At 66.7% G+C, this 22029-nt stretch carries 25 protein-coding genes; 6 read left to right on the forward strand and 19 right to left on the reverse strand.

The features are described 5' to 3' along the window. Positions 1-8: 8 nt before the first annotated feature. From NU688_RS22140 to NU688_RS22160, 5 genes are all read right to left on the reverse strand, one after another. The gene (locus NU688_RS22140; protein WP_257862956.1) at positions 9-854 is read right to left on the reverse strand and encodes an ABC transporter ATP-binding protein; all 846 of its coding nucleotides are present in this window, start codon (positions 852-854) and stop codon (positions 9-11) included. After that, complete coding sequence (locus NU688_RS22145; protein WP_257862957.1) at positions 851-1693, reverse strand: ABC transporter ATP-binding protein; 843 nt, start codon at positions 1691-1693, stop codon at positions 851-853. The genes NU688_RS22140 and NU688_RS22145 overlap by 4 nt, the downstream gene beginning before the upstream one ends. Continuing rightward, positions 1677-2255, reverse strand: coding sequence for an OsmC family protein (locus NU688_RS22150; protein WP_257862958.1), 579 nt, complete (start codon positions 2253-2255; stop codon positions 1677-1679). Before NU688_RS22150 ends, NU688_RS22145 begins: the two co-directional genes overlap by 17 nt. A 17-nt stretch (positions 2256-2272) precedes the next feature. Then, on the reverse strand, positions 2273-4102 hold the full coding sequence (locus NU688_RS22155) for an ABC transporter permease (protein ID WP_257862959.1): 1830 nt from the start codon (positions 4100-4102) through the stop codon (positions 2273-2275). A gap of 136 nt (positions 4103-4238) precedes the next feature. Beyond that, positions 4239-5420 carry an ABC transporter substrate-binding protein gene (locus NU688_RS22160; RefSeq protein ID WP_257862960.1) on the reverse strand — a complete coding sequence of 394 codons (1182 nt, stop codon included), beginning with the start codon at positions 5418-5420 and terminating at the stop codon, positions 4239-4241. Positions 5421-5579: 159 nt separating this feature from the next. Here NU688_RS22160 and NU688_RS22165 point away from each other — a divergent pair, with 159 nt between their 5' ends. Further along, complete coding sequence (locus tag NU688_RS22165) at positions 5580-6218, forward strand: GDSL-type esterase/lipase family protein (protein WP_257862961.1); 639 nt, start codon at positions 5580-5582, stop codon at positions 6216-6218. Here the strand turns inward: NU688_RS22165 and NU688_RS22170 are convergent. Next, positions 6196-6648, reverse strand: coding sequence for a hypothetical protein (locus tag NU688_RS22170; RefSeq protein WP_257862962.1), 453 nt, complete (start codon positions 6646-6648; stop codon positions 6196-6198). The genes NU688_RS22165 and NU688_RS22170 overlap by 23 nt on opposite strands. Before the next feature lie 82 nt (positions 6649-6730). Between NU688_RS22170 and NU688_RS22175 the strand changes: the two genes are divergently transcribed. Next, complete coding sequence (locus NU688_RS22175) at positions 6731-7102, forward strand: MerR family transcriptional regulator (protein ID WP_257862963.1); 372 nt, start codon at positions 6731-6733, stop codon at positions 7100-7102. 58 nt (positions 7103-7160) lie between these two features. Here the strand turns inward: NU688_RS22175 and NU688_RS22180 are convergent, their stop codons facing one another. The 3 genes from NU688_RS22180 to NU688_RS22190 are packed head-to-tail and all read right to left on the reverse strand — an operon-like array spanning position 7161 to position 8626. Continuing rightward, a complete protein-coding gene (locus NU688_RS22180; RefSeq protein ID WP_257862964.1) occupies positions 7161-7511 on the reverse strand; it encodes a hypothetical protein in 351 nt (116 codons plus the stop codon). Further along, on the reverse strand, positions 7508-8113 hold the full coding sequence (locus NU688_RS22185; RefSeq protein WP_257862965.1) for a cob(I)yrinic acid a,c-diamide adenosyltransferase: 606 nt from the start codon (positions 8111-8113) through the stop codon (positions 7508-7510). Before NU688_RS22185 ends, NU688_RS22180 begins: the two co-directional genes overlap by 4 nt. Before the next feature lie 12 nt (positions 8114-8125). Then, positions 8126-8626 (reverse strand): DinB family protein, encoded by a 501-nt coding sequence (locus tag NU688_RS22190; RefSeq protein WP_257862966.1) that lies wholly within the window; start codon positions 8624-8626, stop codon positions 8126-8128. 79 nt (positions 8627-8705) lie between these two features. Between NU688_RS22190 and NU688_RS22195 the strand changes: the two genes are divergently transcribed. Beyond that, on the forward strand, positions 8706-10130 hold the full coding sequence (locus tag NU688_RS22195) for an FAD-binding oxidoreductase (RefSeq protein WP_257862967.1): 1425 nt from the start codon (positions 8706-8708) through the stop codon (positions 10128-10130). 82 nt (positions 10131-10212) lie between these two features. Here the strand turns inward: NU688_RS22195 and NU688_RS22200 are convergent, their stop codons facing one another. The 10 genes from NU688_RS22200 to NU688_RS22245 all read right to left on the reverse strand — a co-directional run bounded on the left by NU688_RS22200 (position 10213) and on the right by NU688_RS22245 (position 18421). Then, complete coding sequence (locus tag NU688_RS22200; RefSeq protein WP_257862968.1) at positions 10213-11106, reverse strand: CsgG/HfaB family protein; 894 nt, start codon at positions 11104-11106, stop codon at positions 10213-10215. 109 nt (positions 11107-11215) lie between these two features. Further along, entirely contained in the window at positions 11216-12157 is a 942-nt protein-coding gene (locus NU688_RS22205; RefSeq protein ID WP_257862969.1) for a ParB/RepB/Spo0J family partition protein, read from the reverse strand. Continuing rightward, positions 12157-12702 carry an alpha/beta hydrolase gene (locus tag NU688_RS22210; protein ID WP_257862970.1) on the reverse strand — a complete coding sequence of 182 codons (546 nt, stop codon included), beginning with the start codon at positions 12700-12702 and terminating at the stop codon, positions 12157-12159. Before NU688_RS22210 ends, NU688_RS22205 begins: the two co-directional genes overlap by 1 nt. A gap of 42 nt (positions 12703-12744) precedes the next feature. Beyond that, a complete protein-coding gene (locus NU688_RS22215; RefSeq protein ID WP_257862971.1) occupies positions 12745-13659 on the reverse strand; it encodes a ParA family protein in 915 nt (304 codons plus the stop codon). A gap of 22 nt (positions 13660-13681) precedes the next feature. Beyond that, complete coding sequence (locus tag NU688_RS22220; protein ID WP_257863288.1) at positions 13682-14296, reverse strand: LysE family transporter; 615 nt, start codon at positions 14294-14296, stop codon at positions 13682-13684. A gap of 114 nt (positions 14297-14410) precedes the next feature. Then, complete coding sequence (gene rsmG / locus NU688_RS22225; RefSeq protein ID WP_257862972.1) at positions 14411-15052, reverse strand: 16S rRNA (guanine(527)-N(7))-methyltransferase RsmG; 642 nt, start codon at positions 15050-15052, stop codon at positions 14411-14413. Continuing rightward, a complete protein-coding gene (gene mnmG / locus NU688_RS22230) occupies positions 15049-17007 on the reverse strand; it encodes a tRNA uridine-5-carboxymethylaminomethyl(34) synthesis enzyme MnmG (RefSeq protein ID WP_257862973.1) in 1959 nt (652 codons plus the stop codon). Before mnmG ends, rsmG begins: the two co-directional genes overlap by 4 nt. Before the next feature lie 175 nt (positions 17008-17182). Next, entirely contained in the window at positions 17183-18070 is an 888-nt protein-coding gene (locus tag NU688_RS22235; protein ID WP_257862974.1) for a transglutaminase family protein, read from the reverse strand. Between the two features lie 10 nt (positions 18071-18080). Beyond that, positions 18081-18236, reverse strand: coding sequence for a hypothetical protein (locus tag NU688_RS22240; RefSeq protein ID WP_257862975.1), 156 nt, complete (start codon positions 18234-18236; stop codon positions 18081-18083). Continuing rightward, on the reverse strand, positions 18236-18421 hold the full coding sequence (locus NU688_RS22245; RefSeq protein ID WP_013538518.1) for a DUF1328 family protein: 186 nt from the start codon (positions 18419-18421) through the stop codon (positions 18236-18238). Before NU688_RS22245 ends, NU688_RS22240 begins: the two co-directional genes overlap by 1 nt. Before the next feature lie 194 nt (positions 18422-18615). On the opposite strand from NU688_RS22245, the gene gstA reads away from it, so the two are divergent. The 3 genes from gstA to NU688_RS22260 all read left to right on the forward strand — a co-directional run bounded on the left by gstA (position 18616) and on the right by NU688_RS22260 (position 21976). After that, a complete protein-coding gene (gstA, locus tag NU688_RS22250) occupies positions 18616-19224 on the forward strand; it encodes a glutathione transferase GstA (RefSeq protein ID WP_257862976.1) in 609 nt (202 codons plus the stop codon). 146 nt (positions 19225-19370) lie between these two features. Next, positions 19371-20153 (forward strand): enoyl-CoA hydratase/isomerase family protein, encoded by a 783-nt coding sequence (locus NU688_RS22255; protein WP_257862977.1) that lies wholly within the window; start codon positions 19371-19373, stop codon positions 20151-20153. Continuing rightward, positions 20150-21976: an acyclic terpene utilization AtuA family protein gene (locus NU688_RS22260; protein WP_257862978.1), complete on the forward strand. Its 1827-nt coding sequence runs from the start codon at positions 20150-20152 to the stop codon at positions 21974-21976. The genes NU688_RS22255 and NU688_RS22260 overlap by 4 nt, the downstream gene beginning before the upstream one ends. The last annotated feature ends 53 nt before the right edge of the window (positions 21977-22029 follow it).

Genomic DNA, 22029 nt, shown 5'->3' on the forward strand with positions numbered 1-22029 from the left:
TCGTTCGTTCAGGAGGCGGTCCGGGCAGCGCCCTCGCCGCCAAGGTAGGCATCGCGAATGCGCGCATCGGCCAGCAGCTCGCGCGCCGGACCCGAGAGCACGATGCGCCCGGTCTGCAGCACGTAGCCGTGGTGCGCGATCTGCAGTGCGAGGCTCGCGTTCTGCTCGACCATGAAGACCGAGACGCCCTGGCCGTTGATGCGCGCGATGAGTTCGAGCACCTTGTCGACGTACAGCGGCGACAGGCCCATGGTCGGCTCGTCCATGCAGATGAGCTGCGGCCGGCCCATGAGCGCGCGCGCCATCGCCACCATCTGCTGTTCGCCGCCCGAGAGCGTGCCTGCCTGGAACTCGATGCGCTCGGCCACGCGCGGGAACAGTTCGAGCATGCGTTCGAGGTCTTCGGCCACGCCCTTGCGATCGTTGCGTGCATAGGCGCCCATCAAGAGGTTCTCGCGCACGGTCATCGCGGGGAAGAGCCGGCGCGCCTCGGGCACCGAGCCGATGCCCTTGCGGATGATCTGCGGCGTGCCAAGGCCGAGCATGGATTCGCCGTTGAAGTTCACCTCGCCCGAGCGCGGCTTGAGCAGGCCGAGCACGACCTTCATCGTGGTCGACTTGCCGCTGGCGTTGCCGCCGAGCAGGCTCACGATCTGGCCTTTGCGCACTTCGATGTCGAGGTCGAAGTGGGCCTGCACGGGGCCGTAGAAGCTGTTGACCTTGCGCAGTTGGAGCAGCGGTTGCTTCGCGTCGGGGGACACGGGTGCCGTGGTGCGTTCGGGCAGCCCCTCATCGCGGCCCTCGCCCCAGAGCGACGAAGGAGGAAGACCCGTGCGGGCGACGGTGGCGATCATGCGGGCACCGCTTCTGCCTGACCAACACGGCGATGGCCGAGATATGCCTCGATCACCGCGGGGTCGTTGCGCACGTCGTCGGGCAACCCCTCCGCAATCTTGCGGCCGTCATCGAGCACGGCCACGCGGTCCGACAGCTGCATCACGAGGTCCAGCTTGTGCTCGATCAGCAAGATGGTCTGGCCGTGCGACTTGAGGCCGCGAATGATCTCCAGCATCTCCGCGGTCTCGCTTTCGTTCATGCCGGCCGTGGGTTCGTCGAGCAGCAGCAGGCGCGGCTTGAGCGCGAGCGCGCGTGCGATCTCGACGCGGCGGCGGTTCGCGTACGAGAGGCTGTATGCGGGATGGTCGATGCGCGGCGCGAGCCGTTCACCGAAGAGCGCGATGATTTCGAGCGCATCCTTGCGCAGCGCTTCTTCCTCGCGCCGCACGGCGGCAGGCTGCAGCAGCGCAAGCGCCAGTTCGGCCAGCGCGCCCAGACCCGGCACACCACCGACACGCGGTTTCACGGCGCGCAGCCGCGTGTGCGCGCCGACCAGCACGTTGTCGAGTACCGAGAGGTTTGCGAACACGCGGCCATGCTGGAAGGTGCGCGCAAGGCCGCGTTGCGCGAGTTGCTGCGCAGGCAGGCCGGTGATGTCCTGTCCCTCGAAAAGCACCTGCCCCGCATCGGGCCGGTCGAGGCCGGTTACGAGGTTGAAGAGCGTGGTCTTCCCTGCCCCGTTCGGCCCGATCACGCTGAGCAGCTCGCCCTCGCCCACCTGCAGGTCAACCGCGTTCACTGCGGTGAGCCCGCCGAAGCGGCGCGTGAGACCGCGGATCTCAAGCAGCGATGGCATCGCCCGCTTCCTGCGGTGCATTCGCCGCTTCCGCCTTCGAATTGATGAGCTTCACCTCGGCACGAATCGTCTGCGGGTTGCGCAACAGGTTGAGGATCGGGCAGTTGCGCTCCACCGCTTCGAACAGCGCATCGATCTCCTCGCGGCTCGCGGGCGAATCGATGTGCACGGTGTAGCCGATCTCGTGCGGCCAGATCGGCGTCTTCTCGTGGCCCGGCTTGCCGCCGCGCGGATCGATGAGGCCGGTCACTTCCACCTCGAGGCTCTCGAGCGGAACCTGCCGCTCGGCCGCCTGGATCAGGAAGATGTGCGTGACGCAGGTGCCGAGCACGCCGAGCTGCAGCTCGGGGGAGCTCGGGCCGAGGTTGTAGCCCGCGAAATCGGGCGGGCTGTCGCTGATGACCTGGTGCTCGCGGATGCGCAGGCGCCGCACACCGCTGCGGCCTTCGGCTTTCACGCTGGCCTTGAGTTGCACAGGTTGCGCGGTGCCCGCTTCGACGGCGGCATTGCGCGCCAGCACGGCGGCGCGTTTCTCGGCAAGGTAGTCGTTGAGGTGGCTCATGGTGTTTGGTTCTTTCTTCAGACAGTACCCAGCAGGCCTTGCGGGCGGAAGCGGATCAACAAAAGCAATGCGATGCCGTAGATCAGCATCCGGTACTCGGCCGTCACGCGGAACAGCTCGGGCAGGCTCACGAGCGCGACCGCGCCGAGCAGCGCGCCGCTGATGTTTCCGAGCCCGCCGAGGATCACCATCGTGAGCGCGAGGATCGAGATCTGCGAGCCGAAGGTCTCGTGGTTGATGTACGAGTACATGTGCGCGGTGAAGGCACCGCTCACGCCCGCCGCGAAGCCGCCGAAGCCGAAGGCCAGCGCCTTGTAGCGGTCGGGGCTCACGCCGTAGGCGCGCGCGGCCACTTCGTCTTCGCGGACCGCGCGGAAGGTACGGCCCAGGTGCGAGCGCAAGAGGCGCCACTGCAGCAGGGCCAGCAGCACCATCGCGCCGAACGAGGCCCAGTAGATGGCTTCGTTCGACGATGCGTCGCGGCCGAACAGCGAGAGCGGCGGAATGCCCGAGACGCCGATGGGCCCGCGCGTGAGGCTTTCCCAATTGAGGATGGTGAGCGCCACGATCTCGCCGATGCCGAGCGTGGCGATCGACACGTAGTGGCCGCGCAGCCGGAACGCCGGGAAGATCAGCGCGGTGCCGATCAACGAGGTGAGGATGCCCGCGAGCACGATGCCCGTGCCCACCGGCAGGTGCAGGTCGAGCACCAGCAGCGACGACGCATACGCGCCGATGGCCAGCAGCCCCGCATGGCCGAGCGAGATCTGCCCGATGGTGCCGGCCACGAGCGTGAGGCTCAACGCGAGCGCGCCGTACAGCCAGGCATTGGTGAGCGTCTGCAGCAGGTACGGCGATGGATCGAGGACCGGCAACGCGACCGCCGCGGCAAAGAGCGCGAGCAGCAACCTGCGCGGCACATGCCACGGCTTGCTCGGCGCGATGAAGGTGCCGGTCAGCGGCTCGGGCGGCAGCGCGCGCTTGCGGCCGAAGAGACCATTGGGCTTCCACACCAGGATGACCAGCAGCAGCGCGAACGCGAAGAGGTTGCGGTACGGCGTGCCGAGGATCGCCACGCCATAGCTCTCGATCAGCCCCAGCAGCAGGCTGCCGACGATGGCGCCTGGCACATTGCCCACGCCGCCGACCACAGTGGCCACCACGCCCTTGAGCGTCGCCTGGAAGCTCATCGCCGGGCTGATGTTGTTGTAGTACATGCCCACCAGCAGGCCCGAGAGCCCGCCCAGCGCGGCGGCGATGGCGAACACCGTCTGGTTCACGCGGTCGACGTCCACGCCCATCTGCTGCGCCGCATCGCGGTCTTGCGCGGTGGCGCGCACGGCCCAGCCGAGCTTGGTGAAACGCAGGAAGACGAACAGCACCGCCGCGCTCGCGATGCCGATGCCCGCGATCAGCAGGTCGAGCGCGCCGATGGTGCCGGTGCCGATCTGCAGGCGCCAGTCGGGCAGCTGCGTGGGCAGCGAGCGCGGATCGGGGCTGAAGACCAGCTGCACGAGGATGTCGAGCACGAAACTGATGCCGATGGTGGCCAGCAGCGGCGCGATGCGCGCGGCACCCTGCAGCGGCCGAAGCCCCACGCGTTCGATCAGCATGCCGAGCGCGCCCGAGCCCAGCACCACGAGCGCGATGGTCACGGGCAGCGGCGTGTGCAGGTAGGTGATGCTCGCCCAGCCGATGTACGCGCCCACCGTATAGACCGAACCGTGCGCGAAGTTGATCAGGTGCGAGACACCGAAGATCAGCGCGAGCCCGACCGCCAGCAACGCATAGATGTTGCCGATGATCAGGCCATTGACCGTGTAGTCGAAGAACGAGGTGAAGCTCATCGGTATTGCTCCCTCTCCCTCTGGGAGAGGGTTGGGGTGAGGGCAGCGGCCTGTACGGAGGCCAGATGTATGTCAACGGCCCCTGCCCTCACCCTAGCCCTCTCCCAGAGGGAGTGGGAACAAATGCGAAGGCAGGTCATTTCACCGAGGCCACGGCCGCCTTCTCGTCGATCTGCGCCCACTTGCCGTCCTTCACCACCAGGTTCACGCTCTTCACGCCGATCACGCGGCGCGTCTGCGCGTCGAAGCTGGCCTTGCCGAAGATGACACTGGGCACGTCCTTGATCTTGTAGAACGCATCGCGCACCGCCTTGCGGTCGGCCTTCGGGCCGGCCTGGCGCAGCGCGGCGGCCGCGTACACGACGGCGTCGTAGGCATAGGCGTTGAAGGCGTCGGGCTCCTTGCTGTACCTGGTGCGGAAGCTCTTGACGAACTCCTGCACCTCGGCGCGCGGCTCTTCGGGATAGAAGGCGGTGTTGGTGTGGATGCCGTTGACCGCCGCGCCGCCGAGCTCGATGAACTTGGGCGAATACACCGAGCCCACCGCCGCGATCGGCTGCTTCAGCCCCACGCTGCGCACCTGGCCCGCGATGAGCGCGCCGTCGGGGTAGTAGGAGATCAGCACCAGCCCGTCGGGGTTGGCGTCGCGCACGCGCACCAGCGTCGAGCGGAAGTCTTTCTCGTCGGGCTGGTAGCCCTCGGCGATGGCGAGCTGCGCGCCGCGCTCCTGCGCGGCCTTCACGAGCACGTCCTTGCTGGTGCGGCCCCAGTCGGTGTTGAGGTAGAGCACAGCGATGCGCTTGAAGCCCAGCGTCTTCACCGCCAGGTCGGCGAGCAGCGGCTGCGCATCGGCCTGGCTGATCGACGGGCTCCAGATGTAATCGCCGCCCTTGGTGAAGTCGGGATGCGAGTTGGTGAAGCCCAGTTGCACCAGGCCCGCGCGCTGGTAGATCGGCGAGGCGGCCATCGAGGCGGGGCTGGAGAAGTCACCCAGCTCGATGAGCACACGCTTGTCGTTCACCAGCTTCTGCGCGATGGCCACCGACTGGCGCGGATCGCTCTGGCTGTCTTCGAAGTTGTAGGCCAGCGGCCGGCCGTGGATGCCGCCCTGCGCATTGATGTGGTCGAGCGCGAGATCGAAGCCGGCCTTCCATTGCGCGCCGTACTGCGCGTTCTGCCCGGTGAGCGGGCCGCTCACGCCGAACCACACCGGCTCGCCGGTGGCGGGCGCGGCAAGAGCCGCAAGAGGCGTGGCCAGAAGCACGGCGGAGAGTGCGACCACATGGCGCAGGAAACGGTGGCGATGGAGCAGCGGCATGGCGTCGGACCTCGGTGATGAATGGGCGTGCAGGGCAACGATTCTTCGCCGCGCCCCCCAGCCGGGGAACGAACAAAAACGGGGAGGCTTATGCGCTTTCCGAGCAAGCAAAGGGTCAATGCCGGCGGGCACGCCGCCCGCGTTTAAGCTGCGCGCTCCATGAAACGACGACACCTCCTCCACCTGATGTGCGGCGTGCCGGCCGCAGCCGTTCTGGCCGCCTGCGGCAAGCGCAAGCCCTCCTCTGCTGCACTGAAATCCGATGCCCGCGTGCTGGCGCTCGGCGACAGCCTCACCTTCGGCTACGGCGCGCCACCCGATGCGTCCTGGCCCGTGAAACTGGGCGAGATCACCGGCTGGCAGATCGAGAACGCGGGCGTCAACGGCGACACCTCGGCCGGCGCATTGCAGCGCCTGCCATCGCTGCTGGCTGCGGGCAGCTACGACGCGATCCTGATCGGCATCGGCGGCAACGACATGCTGCGCGGCGTGTCGGCCTCGGCCACGCGCGACAACATCACGGCGCTCGTGAAAGAGGCGCGCGAACACACGCCGCATGTCGCCCTGCTCGCCACGCCTGCGCCCGACGCAATGCGCGCGTTCGTCGGTTCGCTCAGCGATGCGCCGTTCTACGAAGAGGTCGCGAAGTCGGGGCAGGCGCTGCTCGTCGCCAATGTGTATTCGAGCGTGCTGTCGGACACGTCGCTGCGCTCCGACCGCATCCACGCCAATGCAGAGGGCTACGCGAAAGTGGCGCAGCTGCTCGCGGACCAGCTCAAGACTGCGGGCTGGCGCTGAGCGAGGCCAGGCGGCCAGCGCCGGCGCCGCTCTTGGACGTCTGCACCCGCAGGCACTCGAGCACGCCGAACAGCAGTTCCATGGCGGTGAAGCCAAGGATGATCACGCTGGCGCCGTGCATCACCGCGTAGATCTGCCAGGTCGCGAACAGGATGCGCGCCACGGCGTCATAGCGGCCGTACAGCATGCGCGGATCGCGAATGCGCAGGATCGCCCACACCGTGACCACCGAGCCGAGCAGATTGGCCATGAGCATGTGAACGGGATCGAAGGCCGGGAACGCGCCCGGCAGCTGAAGCGCCTGGATGGTCCACAGCAAGATCGCATGGACCGCGGCGAAGGTCCACGGCGTGGCGAAGCCGACGGTCACCACGAGGTCGTACCAGGCGCTGGCGCGGACGATGCGGCGGTAGGTTTGGGAGTCGATCATTCTTGAGCCCGGGAAATGGAGAAGCCGTCGAAGCTAAAGCCTCGGGTACGCTCCAGGGTCAAGCGGAATCTGGAGAAAAAACATGCAGATCGGCACGCTGGCTTCGGCAACGGGCTTGAGCCGCGACACCCTGCGCTTCTATGAAGAACGCGGCCTGATCCGCGCCGAGCGCAGCAGCAACGGCTACCGGGTCTACGCGCAGGAAACGGTGCAGATGGTGGGCTACATCCGCACCGCCCAGAAGCTGGGCTTCAGCCTCCATGAGATCGGCGACAACCTGCCAGCGCTATGGGACTCACCCAACCCCGACCAGGCTGTCGCAAGCCTGCTGGCGGACAAGGTCGCAGTCATCGACCGGAAGATCGCCGAGCTGAATGCGCTGCGGCAGGAATTGCTTGAACGCGTGCCCGCGAGCTGCCCGATGGCTCAGGCGCCCGGCAGCAGGTCGTCGTAGGCGCGCTGCACGAGCTGGTCTTGCCATCTCGGTGGAGCAGGGTCCACCATGTCCCAGATCAGGGCGCGTTACCTTGCGGGCCCACCGGCGGCGGTGCGGCACGGCCGCTGGAGCCCGGCGCGAGCTTGCGGCCGAAGGCCTCGCCCACGTTGCGCACTGGCCGGCTGGCACGGGCCGACACGTTGTTGACGCCGCGCCGCGTGGCGCTGTCGGCGCGGTCGATGCCGCGGCCGGCTGCATTGGTGCCGCGTTGCACGCCGCTCACCACCTTGCTGTCGCGCGGCGGCGCCTTGAGCGTGTGAGCGCGCTGTGCCTTGGGCGGGTTGTCGGCGCTCTGCGCATGGACGGCTGCGGTGGGCAGCAGGAAGAGCGCTGCGGCGAGGGCCAGGGTGCGGGCAGGCATCTTCATGACGGGCTTCCTTCTTCGTCGTTGACGTCGTTGGCGTTGGCGGCTGCCGCGCGCGCCATGCGCTCGCTCTTCCAGTACACGTCGTCGCCGCCGTCCATGCGGTTGAGCACGCGCGCGAGCACGAAGAGCAGGTCGCTGAGCCGGTTGAGGTACTGGCGCAGTGCGTCGTTGAGTTCCGCGGTGGCACCGAGCGCCACCACCGCGCGCTCGGCCCGTCGCGCCACGGTGCGGCACACATGCGCGAGCGAGGCGGCGCGCGTGCCGGCCGGCAGGATGAATTCGGCCAGACGCGGCAAGGCGGCGTTGTGATCGGCCAGCGCGTTGTCCAGCTGCAGCAGCGCTTCGGGCTTGAGCAACGTGAAACCCGGCATCGAGAGTTCGCCGCCGAGGTTGAAGAGCTGGTGCTGCACATCGACCAGCAGCTCGCGCACGGCCTCGGGCATGGGCTCGCAGAGCAGCACGCCGATCTGCGAGTTGAGTTCGTCCACATCGCCCATCGCGTGCACGCGCAGATGGTCCTTGGGCACGCGGGTGTTGTCGCCGAGACCGGTGGTGCCGTCGTCGCCGGTGCGGGTGGCGATCTGGGAAAGTCGGTTGCCCATGGGCGCTCCTGGTTATGCCGGTACGGTCGATGCGTCGATCTTGCCGGCCAGCCATTGCAGACCTGCCAGATGCTGCTGGTCGTGGCTGCAGAGGTAGTGGATGAGGCTGCGCATCGTGAGCGGACCGTAGCCTTCGAAGACGGCCGTGCGGGCCAGTTGCACATCGGTCAGGGACGAGAGGATCTCCATCGTCTTTGCGCGTGCGAGGCGGAAATCTGCCAGCACCTGCTTCGCGTCGGCGGCGCCGTAGTTGCGTTCGATGGCGAGCGGTTCACTGTCGATCGAAGCCAGGGTCGGCCGGTTCTCGGTGAGCGTGCGCCGAAAGCGCACGTGGTAGCCCTCGATCTCGATGTCGCGCACATGGCAGAGCTGCTCGATGGCCGTGAAGGCTTCGCTGGGCACGCCCTCCCATGAGGGCGGCGTCCAGTGCCTGAAAGCGTCGGGAATGGCCGCGTAGTGGGCCTCCAGTTGCGAGGGGAAGGCCGCGAGGGCGCTGAGGGTCGTGGGGTTCATGTTTTTACCGAAGCGCATTATGGTGCTCGCTCCGTAAAATGACCGGCAGCCCCCGCACCTATTCCCCAGGAGACGCCCGATGAACGCCCCGACCCAAACCTCGCACCTGATGCCGGCGCTTCATCTGCGCGACGTGCCTGCCAGCCTGATCGACGGACTGAAGGCGCGCTTCGGCGCCAACTGTTCCACGGCGATGGCGGTGCGCACGCAGCACGGGCGCGACGAGTCCTCGTTCGACGCACCGCCACCCTCGGCCGTGGTGTTCGCCGAGAGCACGCAGGACGTGGCCGATGCCGTCAAGCTCGCGAGCGAGCACAGCGTGCCGGTCATCCCCTTTGGCGTGGGCTCCTCGCTCGAAGGTCATCTGCTCGCGGTGCAGGGGGGCATCAGCATCGACGTGTCGCGCATGAACAAGGTGCTGTCGATCAACGCCGACGACCTCACGGTGACGGTGCAGCCGGGCGTGACGCGCAAGCAGCTCAACGAAGAGATCAAGAGCACGGGCCTGTTCTTCCCCATCGACCCGGGTGCGGACGCCTCCATCGGCGGCATGACGGCCACGCGCGCGAGCGGCACGAACGCCGTGCGCTACGGCACGATGCGCGAGAACGTGCTGGCGCTCGAAGTGGTGACGGCGGCGGGTGAAGTCATCCGCACCGGCACGCGGGCGAAGAAGTCGTCCGCAGGCTACGACCTCACGCGCCTGATGGTGGGCAGCGAAGGCACGCTGGGCGTGGTCACCGAGGTCACGCTGCGCATCTACCCGCTGCCTGAAGCCGTGTCGGCTGCGATCTGCTCGTTCCCGAGCATCGAGGCCGCGGTGCGCACCACCATCGAGACGATCCAGCTCGGCGTGCCGATCGCGCGCGTGGAACTGATCGACGTGAACACGGTGCGCATGGTGAACGCCTACGCCAAGCTGAACCTGCGCGAGGAGCCGATGCTGCTGATGGAATTCCACGGCTCGCCGGCCGGCGTGAAGGAGCAAGCCGAGACGGTGCAGGAACTCGCGAGCGGCCATGGCGGCAACGCCTTCGAATGGGCCAGCACGCCGGAAGAACGCACGCGCCTGTGGACCGCGCGGCACAACAGCTATTTCGCTGCAGTGCAATCGCGGCCGGGCTGCCGCGTGATCTCCACCGACACCTGCGTGCCGATCTCGCGCCTGGCCGATTGCCTGCTCGACTCGGTGGCCGAGGCCGATGCGAGCGGCATCCCCTACTTCCTCGTCGGCCATGTGGGCGACGGCAATTTCCACTTCGGCTATCTGCTCGATCCGAACATTCCCGAAGAGCGCGTGAAGGCCGAAGAGCTCAACCACAAGCTGGTGACCCGCGCGCTGGCGCTCGAAGGCACCTGCACCGGCGAGCACGGCGTGGGGCTGCACAAGATGGGCTTCCTGGTGACCGAAGCGGGTGTCGGCGCGATCGACATGATGCGCACGATCAAGCGCGCGCTGGACCCGAAGAACATCATGAATCCAGGGAAGATCTTCAGCCTCTGATCCATCTCTGTCGCACGTGAAAAAGCCCGGCGGCTCGCGAGAGCGCCGGGCTTTTTCGTGACCCGGAGGCCAGCCGTTCTTTTTACTTGCGACGACGCGCCGGTGCCTGCTCCGGCGGCACGTAGGTTTGCGAAGGTGCCGCACCGCCATCCACGCCGAGCCGGCCACCGCCGCCCAGGCCCTGGCCGCGCACGGTCTGCGCCTTGTAGTTGCGCAGCGAACGGACCATCTGGTTGAAGGCGTCCATGAACGCGGCGGCAATCACCTTGCCCTGTGCCGTGTTGGTGTAGCCGCCGAGGCCGCCTGCACCGCTGCGACCGGCCAGCCCGCCGAAAGCACCGAAGTCGGTCTTGGAGGCGCTGCCTTCGGAAGCAGCAACCTGCACGCCCGAGCGGTTATCAATGAGGGTCAGCAGCGCGCTGGCTTCCTTGGTCTGCATGCTGCCGCCGATGGCTGCGAGCGCGCGGCCACGGCCGCCACCCACGAGACCGCCGAGCGCGCCGCCGATGCCGCCGGCATCGCTGTTGCTGAACACGATCTCGGGCGACAGGCCATAGTCGGAAGCGACCATCTGGCCGCGGCCGAAGTTGCTGCCGCCGCGCATTTCACCCGACTGCTGCAGCGCACGTTCGCGCGTCATGGCGTTCATGCCGGCCGCACCGCGCTCGACCACGATGAAGCAGTTCGACTGCTGCACCAGCAAACGCAACAGATTTGCAGTAGGCGGCAGGCGGTATTCGCCGGTGAGGATGGTGTACCAGCCCGAGTTGACGTTCTCGATCAGCGACACCGTGCCAAGCGGCGATTCGCAGCGCTCGAGCTGGCTGCTTTCGCCGGCGGTGGACGAACCCGCGGCGCTGCCCGTGGCCATGGTCTTGGCCGACTGGCTGCCCATCTGCATGTCGGTGGTTGCGCAGCCGGTGAGGAGAAGAGCGCCGACGGCGATGGCCGCAAGCGGGAACTTGGTGAACGTCATGACAGGGACTCCCTCTGTTTTCAGATCTGGGTTGGAAAAACCAGCGGTCGAGGATACGCGCAAAGGATTGCAGTTATCAATCGAACGAACGACACGCCCGGATTTCAAACTAGGCCGTTCGGCGGATGCGATCGATCAATCCGTTGAGCGCTTCGATGGAGCCGAAATGGATCGCGAGCTCGCCGCTTTCGCCGCGCTTCGTGCGCTTCTTGATGCGCACCTCGACCTCGGCGGTGAGCAGGTCGGCCAGCTCTTCTTCCACGCGCTGCAGGTCGCGCGATTTCTCGCCGGCGTTGCCTCGGCGGGACGGCGTCAAGGTGAACTCGGCGGCGAGCTTCTTCACCAGCGCTTCGGCCTCGCGCACCGACATCTTCTTGGCCGCGATCTGGTTGGCTGCGGTGATCTGCGTGCCACGGTCGAGCGAGAGCAGCGCGCGGGCGTGGCCCATGTCGATGTCGCCGGCCATCAGCATCAGCTGCGCGGGCTCGGCCAGGTTCAAGAGGCGCAGCAGGTTGCTGGCCGCGCTGCGCGAGCGGCCCACGGCCTGCGCCGCCATTTCGTGAGTGAGCCCAAACTCGGCGACCAGGCGTTGCAGGCCTTGCGCCTCTTCCAGCGGGTTGAGGTCTTCGCGCTGGATGTTCTCGATCAGCGACATCGCCGCTGCCGCTTCGTTGGGCACGTCGCGCACCAGCACCGGCACGCTGTCGAGGCCCGCGAGCTTCGCGGCACGGAAGCGCCGCTCGCCCGCGATGATTTCGTACTCGGCGTTCTTGGCGGCCGCCGATTCGGCATCGAGCCGGCGCACCAGGATCGGCTGCATGATGCCCTGGACCTTGATGCTCTCGGCCAACTCATAGAGCGCGCCTTCGTCCATGCGCGTGCGCGGCTGGTAGACGCCGGCCACCATCTGGTCGAGCATCAGCGTGGTCGGGTTGGGTGGCGCGCCACCCTCTTCCGTACCGGCACCGTTGTGATCTGCGGCAGGTGCGGCCGTCGGGCCGAGCAGCGCTTCGAGGCCACGGCCGAGGCCCTTGGGTTTCTTGGTCGCCATCAGTTCTTGTCTTTCGAAATGTCGTTCAGGAGTTGCCGGCCTTCGGGCCAGTCGCCCAGGCCGGATTCGGCGTTCAGGTGGCCGCCCTTGCCGGTGTCGACGAAGCGTGCGCCCCAGTCTCGGGCCAGTTGCTGCGAGCGCGAGGCCTCGCAGTAAGGGTCGTCGTTGGCGGCGATCAGCACCGAGGGGAAAGGCAGCGGCTGACGCACGATCGGTGCCCATCCGGGAATCAGTTGCCGCAGATCTTCGCGCTCCACATCGCCGGGTGCCACCAGCAATGCGCCGGCTACCTTGTGCGTGTTGCGCGAATGCGCAGCCCAGGCGGCGACGAGGATGCAGCCGAGGCTGTGCGCGGCGAAGGCCACCGGACCGGGGGCGGCCAGCACTTCTTCCTCGAGCTGCGCGGACCAGTCGCCGCGCAGCGGCCGCATCCATTCATGCTGGTCGACGCGGTGGTCGCCGTGGATCGACTCCCAGATGGTCTGCCAATGGCCGGGGCCGCTGTTCTGCCAACCCGGCAGCAGCAGGATGCGGGAAACTGTCATTTGCTACGAACTTGATAGCACCGTACCGATTCGCGGCAGGCGTCAGAGGCTTTTTTCGGGGGTGGAGTCGGAGGCCGGCGCGGGCGCCAGCACGTCCTCGGGAATGGCGAGGTCAGGCGCGATGCGTTCAACCGGTGCAATCGGCGGCGCGACGGCACCGGAAGCGAAAGCACTCGCAGGCGGCAGCTTCTCGACCAGCTCCTGCGCAAAGGCAATGAAAGCCTGGCTGCCCCGGGCGGCCGGATCGAACACCACGCCCGGCAGGCCGTAGCTCGGTGCCTCGGCCAACCGTACATTGCGCGGGATCACGGTATCGAACACCTTGTCGCCGAAGTGGGACTTGAGCTGCTCGCTCACCTGCTGCTGCAGCGTGATGCGCGGATCGAACATCACGCGCAGCAGGCCGATGATCTGCAGGTTCTTGTTGAGGTTGGCGTGCACCTGCTTGATGGTGTTGACCAGATCGGTCAGCCCTTCGAGCGCAAAGTACTCGCACTGCATCGGCACGATCACGCCATGGGCAGCGCACAGGCCGTTGAGCGTGAGCAGGCTCAAGCTCGGCGGGCAGTCGATCAGCACGAAGTCGTACTCGGCGCCGACGGCCGCCAGCGCCGTACGCAGGCGTTTTTCGCGGCGGTCGAGCGCCACCATTTCCACTTCGGCGCCGGCCAGTTCGCGGTTGGCGCCCAGCACGTCGTAGCCGCAACCGCCCTCCACCAGCTTGTCGGCCTTGACGCGCGCCTCGGCAACGGAAGCCGATTCGAGCAGCACGTCGTACACCGTCAACTCCAGTTCACGCTTGTCGATGCCCGAACCCATGGTCGCATTGCCCTGGGGATCAAGGTCGATCATCAGCACCCGCTGCCCCACCTTGGCCAAGCCGGCGGCGAGGTTGACGGTGGTGGTGGTCTTGCCGACGCCGCCCTTTTGGTTGGCAATGCAGAAAATCTTGGCCATGTCAGTTCTGGGGATCGATCGATCAGCGCGAGATCGCGAGCTTGACGCCGAAGGCGATCAGGAAGACGCCAGCCAGCTTTTCGAGCGTGCCGGAAATGCGGCGATTGGCGCGGATGCGCTCGGCGAGAAAGTGCGTGAGCAGCGTCGAGGTCAGACCGTAGAGGAAGGTCAGCGCCGCGATCGTCACCGCCATCGCGCCGAAAGTGATCAGCCCCTGATGACGGGCCGGGTCGACGAACAGCGGGAAGAACGCCATATAGAACACGATGGCCTTCGGGTTCAGCAAGGTGATCATGAAAGCCTGGCGGAAGAAATGGCCCGGCTTGATGTTGAGGATCGGCGCCGAACCGGGCTTGGCCAGCAGCATCTTGAGGCCGAGCCACGCCAGGTAGGCGGCACCCAGCCACTGCACCGCCTTGAACGCGGTCGGGTAAGCGGCCAGAACCGCCGACACGCCAGCCACCGCAGCCCACAAAAGGCACTGGTCGCCAACGATCACACCAGTCGTCGCTGCCAATCCACCGCGAATTCCGCCTTTGCTGGTCGAGGTGATCAGCGCCAGATTGCCCGGGCCGGGAATCAGGAGGAACAGGATGATGGCGGCGACAAATGCGCCGTAGTCAGCGATGCCAAACATGGAATTTGCCTCGAAGAAGAGAGCCAAGGGGAGGCGTCGAGTCTAAGCGAGGCCGGCGCGCGGAGGGCCGTTCGGGCGCCGGCTTTTGCCGGCGGCACCGCATCTTTTACGGAATCAGACGGGCTCTTTGCGCGCCCAGACGATGCAACGCTCGGCATCGAGGCCCGGAACCGTCAGTTGTTCCACGTGAAACACAGCCACTTCTGGAGGCAGAACAGCGAGTTCGTCGCTGGGCGTCTTGCCCTTCATGGCGAGCCAGACACCGTCCGCCGCCAGCAGATGCTTCGAGCCGTTGAAGAAATCCGGCAACGAGGCGAAGGCGCGAGAGCTGATAACGTTGTAGCTGCCTTCCAGCAATTCGACCCGTGCATGCAGCCCACGGAGGTTGGACAGCTCCAGCTCGGCAGCCACCTGTTGGACGAAGGCCGCCTTCTTGGCGACGGCATCCAAGCAACTCACGTCGATGTCTGGACGCATGATCGCGATGATCACACCCGGCAGCCCAGCGCCCGATCCCACGTCGAGCAACCTGCCCTGCTCTGGATATTGGCGCTGCAGCGGAGAGATGACCGCCAAGCTGTCGAGCAGATGGTGCGTCATCACCCCCGCCGGATCGCGCACGGCTGTCAGGTTGTAGACCTTGTTCCACTTGAGCATCAGCGTGCCGTAGGCCAGCAACTGCTCGCCCTGCCGGTCGGACAAAGTGACACCAAGCGCTGCTGCGCCGGCGCGCAGCGTGTCGATGGGCGCGCTCATTCGGCGGACTGCGGCTCGGTGGCTGCTTCCGTGGCGGCGTCACGAGCGAAGGCTTTGTGCCCACCCTTGCGCAAATGGATCATCAAGAGCGAGATGGCCGCGGGCGTCACACCGGAGATGCGCGAAGCCAAGCCCAGCGTTTCGGGACGGTGCTTGTCCAGCTTCTGGCGCACTTCAAAGCTCAGGGCCTTGACCTGTCCGTAGTCGAAATCGGCAGGCAGCCGCAGATTCTCGAAGTGAGCGGCGCGCTCCACTTCGTCGTGTTGGCGCTCGATGTAGCCGGAATACTTGGCCGAGATTTCGATTTGCTCGATCTCGGTTTCGGTCAGTGCCGAGCCAGCGTTGTACTTTCCGCCGTCCAGCGACATCAGCGTTTCGTAGTTCACATCGGGCCGGCGCAGCAGGTCAGCCAGGTTGTATTCGTGCTCGATGGCCTTGCCCAGCACGCGTTCGGACTCGGCAGCCGGCAGGTTGCGCGGGTTCACCCAGATCGACTTGAGCCGCTCTGTTTCACGTGAAACAGCATCGCGCTTTCGGCTGAAAGCATCCCAGCGCGCGTCGTCCACCAAGCCCAGCTTGCGCCCTGCTTCGGTCAGGCGCATGTCGGCGTTGTCCTCGCGCAGTTGCAGGCGGAACTCGGCGCGGCTGGTGAACATGCGGTACGGCTCGGTCACGCCCTTGGTGATCAGGTCATCGACCAGCACACCCAGATAGGCTTCGTCGCGGCGGGGCAGCCAGGCGTCTTCGCCACGGCATTGCAGTGCGGCGTTGATGCCGGCGAACACACCTTGAGCGGCGGCTTCTTCGTAGCCGGTCGTGCCATTGATCTGCCCGGCAAAGAACAGGCCCTTGACCGAGCGTGTCTCGAAGCTGCTCTTGAGTTCGCGCGGATCGAAGTAGTCGTACTCGATCGCATAGCCCGGCCGCAGGATGTGAGCGTTCTCCAGTCCCGGCATCGAGCGCACCAGTTGGTACTGGATGTCGAACGGCAAGCTGGTCGAGATCCCGTTCGGGTAGTACTCGTTGGTCGTCAGGCCTTCGGGCTCGAGGAAGATCTGGTGGCTTTCCTTGTCGGCGAAGCGATTGATCTTGTCTTCGACGCTCGGGCAATAACGCGGACCGACACCGTCGATCTTTCCGGTGAACATCGGGCTGCGGTCGAAGCCGGAGCGAATGATGTCGTGGGTGCGCGCGTTGGTGTGGGTGATCCAGCAGGCCATCTGGCGTGGGTGCATGTCGGCGCGGCCCATGAAGCTGAACACCGGCATCGGCCCTGCTCCACCCGGCATGCCGTCGCCGGGCTGCTCGGTGCACTTCGAAAAGTCGATGGTGCGGCCGTCCAGCCGCGGCGGCGTGCCGGTCTTGAGCCGGCCTTGCGGCAGCTTCAGTTCCTTCAGGCGCGCCGACAGGCTGATCGCCGGCGGGTCGCCGGCACGTCCGGCCTGGTAGTTGTCGAGGCCCACATGGATGCGGCCATCGAGAAAAGTGCCCGCCGTCAGCACCACGGTGCGCGCGCGGAAAGCGATGCCCACCTGCGTGACGGCACCGACCACGCGGTCCCCCTCCACCATCAGGTCGTCGACCGCTTGCTGGAACAGGCTCAGGTTCGGCTGGTTTTCCAGGCGATGGCGAATCGCGGCCTTGTACAGCACGCGGTCGGCCTGGGCACGGGTGGCGCGCACGGCCGGCCCCTTGCTCGAATTGAGAATGCGGAACTGGATGCCGGCTTCGTCGGTGGCAATCGCCATCGCACCACCGAGCGCATCCACCTCTTTCACCAGGTGCCCCTTGCCGATGCCGCCGATCGACGGGTTGCAGCTCATCTGCCCCAGTGTCTCGATGTTGTGGGAGAGCAGCAGCGTCTTGGCGCCCATGCGCGCGGCGGCGAGCGCGGCTTCGGTGCCGGCATGGCCACCGCCGACGACGATCACATCGAATTCTTCGGGGTACAGCATTTGAAAGAGGGGCGCACTACTGAGACGCGTGCGCTGCGCAAAGGGGGACCGATTTTAATCGGCGTTGCCGCCTTGCGCCTGTTGTGTGGGCAAGCTAGGGGGCAATGCCAAGCCGCCCGCACTCGCCCGTGGTTGCTGGATAGTTTGCTATATATTTAATAGCAAACTATCGTTGTCAGCCGGCGGTTTCCGCCAGTTGCGTCACCGGCACCGGCTTTTCGATGCCGACCAGCGCCCCACTCGGGGTCGGCGCAGTCGGTGGCGCGATGCTTTCGTCCTGCACCTCGCGCACCACGAGTTTCTTGTCCGTCATGCGCACCGCGCCGAAGATCGTGCAGAAGGCCACGTCCTTCGCATCGCGCCCCGTGCCCACGCGCACCAGCCGGTCGACCGGCGCCATGCGCGTCGCGTCGAACAGCACCCACTGCCCGCCGAGCCAGGCTTCGAACACCGCGTGGAAATCCTGCGGCGGTTCGTCGAACCACACATAGCCCACCACCAGCCGCGCCGGAATGTTCAGCGCGCGGCAGAAGGTGATGCCCAGGTGCGCGAAGTCGCGGCACACACCCGCACGTTCCACGAACACTTCGCGCGCGGTGGTGGTCGAGTCGCTGCTGCCGGGTTCGTAGGCGATGCTCTCGTGGATCCAGTCGACGATCGCCTGCACGCGGCCGATGCCCGGCGGCAATTCGCCGAAGAGCTGCTGCGCGCAGCGCGACATCAGGTCCGACTCGCAGTAGCGCGTCGGCATCATGTAGTGCAGCACCTCGTCGGGCACTTCGCTGACCGGCACCTCGCGCAGGTCCGGCGGCACGTGGACGTGCGAGCGCTGCACCGTCGCCCTGTAGCCGATCTTCAGCGGCCCGGGCTTCGCATCGAAGCGGATGAAGCGATTGCCACTGCCCTCGTCGCAGAACACCTGCATCTCGGTCGGCGGCTCGATGGTCAATGTCTCTTCCACCACGGCCTGCGCGCCGGAGCGTGCGGCTTCGATGTTGAGCAGCATGTGCGCGGGCGCGTTCACCTCGTAGTCGAGCTGGGCGTCGATGTGGGAAATGTGCATGGGAGTTTCTTCAGGCCCGTCGTCGCCGCGAGCGGTGTTCAGGCAATTGCATAACCTGCCAATGGGCTTGCGTCACGAGCAGCACCCGCAGCACGCGGTGCGCGGGGCTCTGCAGCAGCGTGTCGAGCGACCGCGCCTGCGGCCACTTCGTCTTCAAGCGCTGCATCAGTCCAGCGCCTTCTTCACCGCGCCCACGCCCAGCGCAGCGAGCACCACGAACAGCACGGCCAGCACGAGGAACAGGCCGAACAGCAGCTTGGCGATGCCGGCCGCTCCCGCAGCCACGCCACCGAAACCGAGCAGGCCGGCCACCAGCGAAATGACCGCAAAAATGATCGCGTACTTCAACATCCGAAACTCCTTGCAGCAGGCCTCGCCCACCGTGCGGGGGAGCTTAGAAAGCGGGTCGTGTCTCCCCGATAGTCACGGGCCCCAAGCGGCCGTAGGACAAAAACGCGACGCCGCCAAACCCGCTAGCATGCCCCTCGGTTTCCCATAAAGATCAACCTCGCCATCCCATCCATTTCCCCCTGGAGTCATTTCGCATGAAGCTGTATTACTCGCCCGGCGCCTGTTCCCTCTCGCCCCACATCGCGCTGCACGAAGCCGGCCTCGCCTTCGAACCCGTGATGGCCAGCACCAAGAGCCACAAGCTGCAGGACGGCACCGACTACTACGGCATCAACCCGCTGGGCTACGTGCCGATGCTCGAACTGGACGACGGCACGCGCCTGCGCGAAGGCCCGGCCATCGTGCAGTACATCGCCGACCTCGCACCGACCAAGAACCTCGCGCCCGCCGCCGGCACGCTGCAGCGCTACCGCCTGCAGGAGTGGCTGACCTTCATCGGCACCGAGATCCACAAGGGCTACAGCCCGCTGTTCAACCCGAACATGCCCGAAGAAGCCAAGACCATCTTCAAGGACAAGCTCAAGTCGCGCTACGAATGGCTGGACGGCCAGCTCGCCGACAAGCAGTACCTGATGGGCGAGCACTTCAGCGTGGCCGACGGTTACCTCTTCACCGTGACCAACTGGACCAAGCCGACCGGCGTGGACCTCTCGGCCTTCGCCAACGTGCAGGCCTGGCATGCACGCGTCGCGGCCCGCCCGGCCGTGCAGGAAGCAATGAAGGCCGAAGGCCTGCTGAAGTAAACCGAAGCTCACAGAAGCAGCGAAGCGGTCGGGCCCCATCCAAGGGAAAACCCGGCCTGCTTCAGCCACAAGCCGCACGATGCGGCTTTTTTTTCGCGTCACGCTACGGACAGCAAGCACTTCAGACACCGAAGGAACCCAGCGCCATGGCCGAAACCCCTCCCACCGTCGAACTGCGCGAAGAGATGCGCGGGCCCGTCATGTGGCTCACCATCGACCGCGAGGAGCGGCGCAATGCGATCAACGCCGCCGTGCTCGCGCGCCTGTCCGATGCACTGGCGCGCGCCAACGCCAACCCCTCGGTGCGCGCCGTCGTCATCACCGGCGCCGGCACGCGCGCCTTCTGCGCGGGTGCCGACCTGCAAAGCGGCACCTCCTTCAAGTTCGATTACGCGCAGCCCTACCAGGGCTTCGCCAACCTCTTCCGCCAGGCGCGCCAATCGACCGTGCCGCTCATCGCGCGCGTCAACGGCGCATGCATGGCGGGCGGCATGGGGATCATGGCGATGTGCGACATGGCGGTGGCCAGCAGCAGCGCCGTGTTCGGCTTGCCCGAAGTGAAGGTCGGCCTCTTTCCCGCGCAGGTGCTCAGCGTGCTCGATGGCCTGCTCCCACGCCGCGTGCTGGCCGAGATGTGCATCACCGGCGAGCCCATCACCGCTGCGCAAGCGCTCGAACATGGATTGATCAACCGCACGAGCGAGGACGTGGACGAGAGCGTCGACTGGCTGCTCGGCCGCATGCTCGACAAGTCGCCCGCCGCCATCCGCCGCGGCCTCTACACGATGAAGAAGATCGAGGCGATGGCCTTCGAGGAATCGATGGCGTTCACCGAAAGCCAGATCGGCCTCTTCGCGCTCACCGAAGATGCGGCCGAGGGTCAGCTCGCCTTCCGCGAGAAGCGCAAGCCGCAATGGAGCGGCCGATGAGCAACACCCGCAACAACGAACGCATCGTCCGCATCGGCGGCGCCTCGGGCTTCTGGGGCGACAGCAGCGTGGGCGCGCCGCAGCTCGTGGCGAGCGGGCAGATCGACTACCTCGTGTTCGACTACCTCGCCGAACTCACCATGTCGATCCTCGCGGGCGCGCGGCTCAAGAAACCGGAGCTCGGCTATGCGACCGACTTCGTTTCGGTCGCGATGAAGTCGGTGCTCAAGGATGTCGTGAAACAGGGCATCCGCGTGGTGAGCAACGCGGGCGGCGTGAATCCCCAAGGCTGCGCCGACGCATTGGCCGCGCTTGCGAAAGAGCAAGGCGTCGAACTGAAGATCGCGGTGGTGAGCGGCGACGACGTGTCCGCGCTGCTGCCGCAACTGCGCCAGGCCCAGCCGCCCGTGCGCGAACTGCAGAGCGGCGCGGCGCTCCCCGAACGCGTGCTCACCGCCAACGCGTACCTCGGCGCACGGCCCATCCAGGCCGCGCTCGATGCGGGAGCGCAGGTCGTCATCACCGGCCGCTGCGTCGACTCGGCCGTCACGCTCGGCGTGCTGATGCATGAATTCAAATGGCAACCCGGCGACCACGACCTGCTCGCCGCCGGCAGCCTCGCGGGCCACATCATCGAATGCGGCTGCCAGGCCACCGGCGGCCTGCACACCGACTGGGACACCGTGCCCGACTGGCCACACATCGGCTATCCCATCGTCGAGTGCAGCGCCGATGGCAGCTTCGTCGTCGCCAAGCCCGCGGGCACCGGCGGCAAGCTCGTGCCTGCGGTGGTTGGCGAGCAGATGCTCTACGAGATCGGCGACCCCGCGGCCTACCTGCTGCCCGACGTGACGGCCGACTTCACGCAGGTGCGCATCGAACAAGCCGGCGAACACCGCGTGCGCGTGCACGGCGCGCGCGGCCGTGCGCCGACCGCGAGCTACAAGGTCAGCGCCACGTATGTCGATGGCTTCAAGACCGCGGCGCAGCTCACCATCGTGGGCTTCGATGCGGCCGCGAAGGCACGGCGCACGGGCGAGGCGATCCTCGCGCGCACGGGCGAACTCTTCACGCAGTTCGGCTTCGGCCCCTACAGCGCCACGCACATCGAGATGCTGGGCGCCGAGTCCTGCTACGGCCCGCATGCGAACGCACAGGCGCGGCAGACGCGCGAGGTGGTGCTGCGGCTCGCAGTGACGCATCCGCGCAAGGAAGCGCTCGAGCTGTTCGCGCGCGAGGTGGCGCCAGCCGGCACCTCGTGGTCGCCAGGCACCACAGGTGCGGGCGGCGGGCGGGCTTCGGTGTCGCCATCGATCCGGCAGTACGCCTTTCTGCTCGACAAGTCGCAGGTCGAGGCCAGCGTGAGCGTCGACGGACAGCGCATCGATGTGCCGCGCACCCTCGCGCCCGCCGTCGCCGACACGCCCGTACCGCGACCCGTCAGTGCCACGCAACACGAAGCGGCTGCCGAGGCCGCAGACACCGTCGAAGTGCCCCTCATCCGCCTCGCCTGGGCCCGCAGCGGCGACAAGGGCGACACCTCGAACATCGGCGTCATCGCGCGCCACCCTGCCCTGCTGCCGCTGCTGCGCGACCAGCTCACCGAAGCACGCGTGGCCGAATGGCTCGCGCATCTCGTGAAGGGCCGCGTCACGCGCTACGAGGTGCCCGGCATCGATGCCTTCAACTTCGTCTGCGAAGCGGCGCTGGGCGGCGGCGGCATGGCGTCGCTGCGCAACGACCCGCTGGGCAAGGGCATGGGGCAGATCCTCCTCGCGGTGCCGGTGCGCGTGAGCCCGGCCCTGCTGGCGCTGCTCGCATAGCACCAATCGGGACAACCGTGCGACAGCAGGGTTGAGTCCAGGCGCTTAGCCTT

Origin of the sequence: Variovorax sp. ZS18.2.2, from assembly GCF_024701975.1 — a bacterium.
Taxonomy (GTDB): domain Bacteria; phylum Pseudomonadota; class Gammaproteobacteria; order Burkholderiales; family Burkholderiaceae_C; genus Variovorax.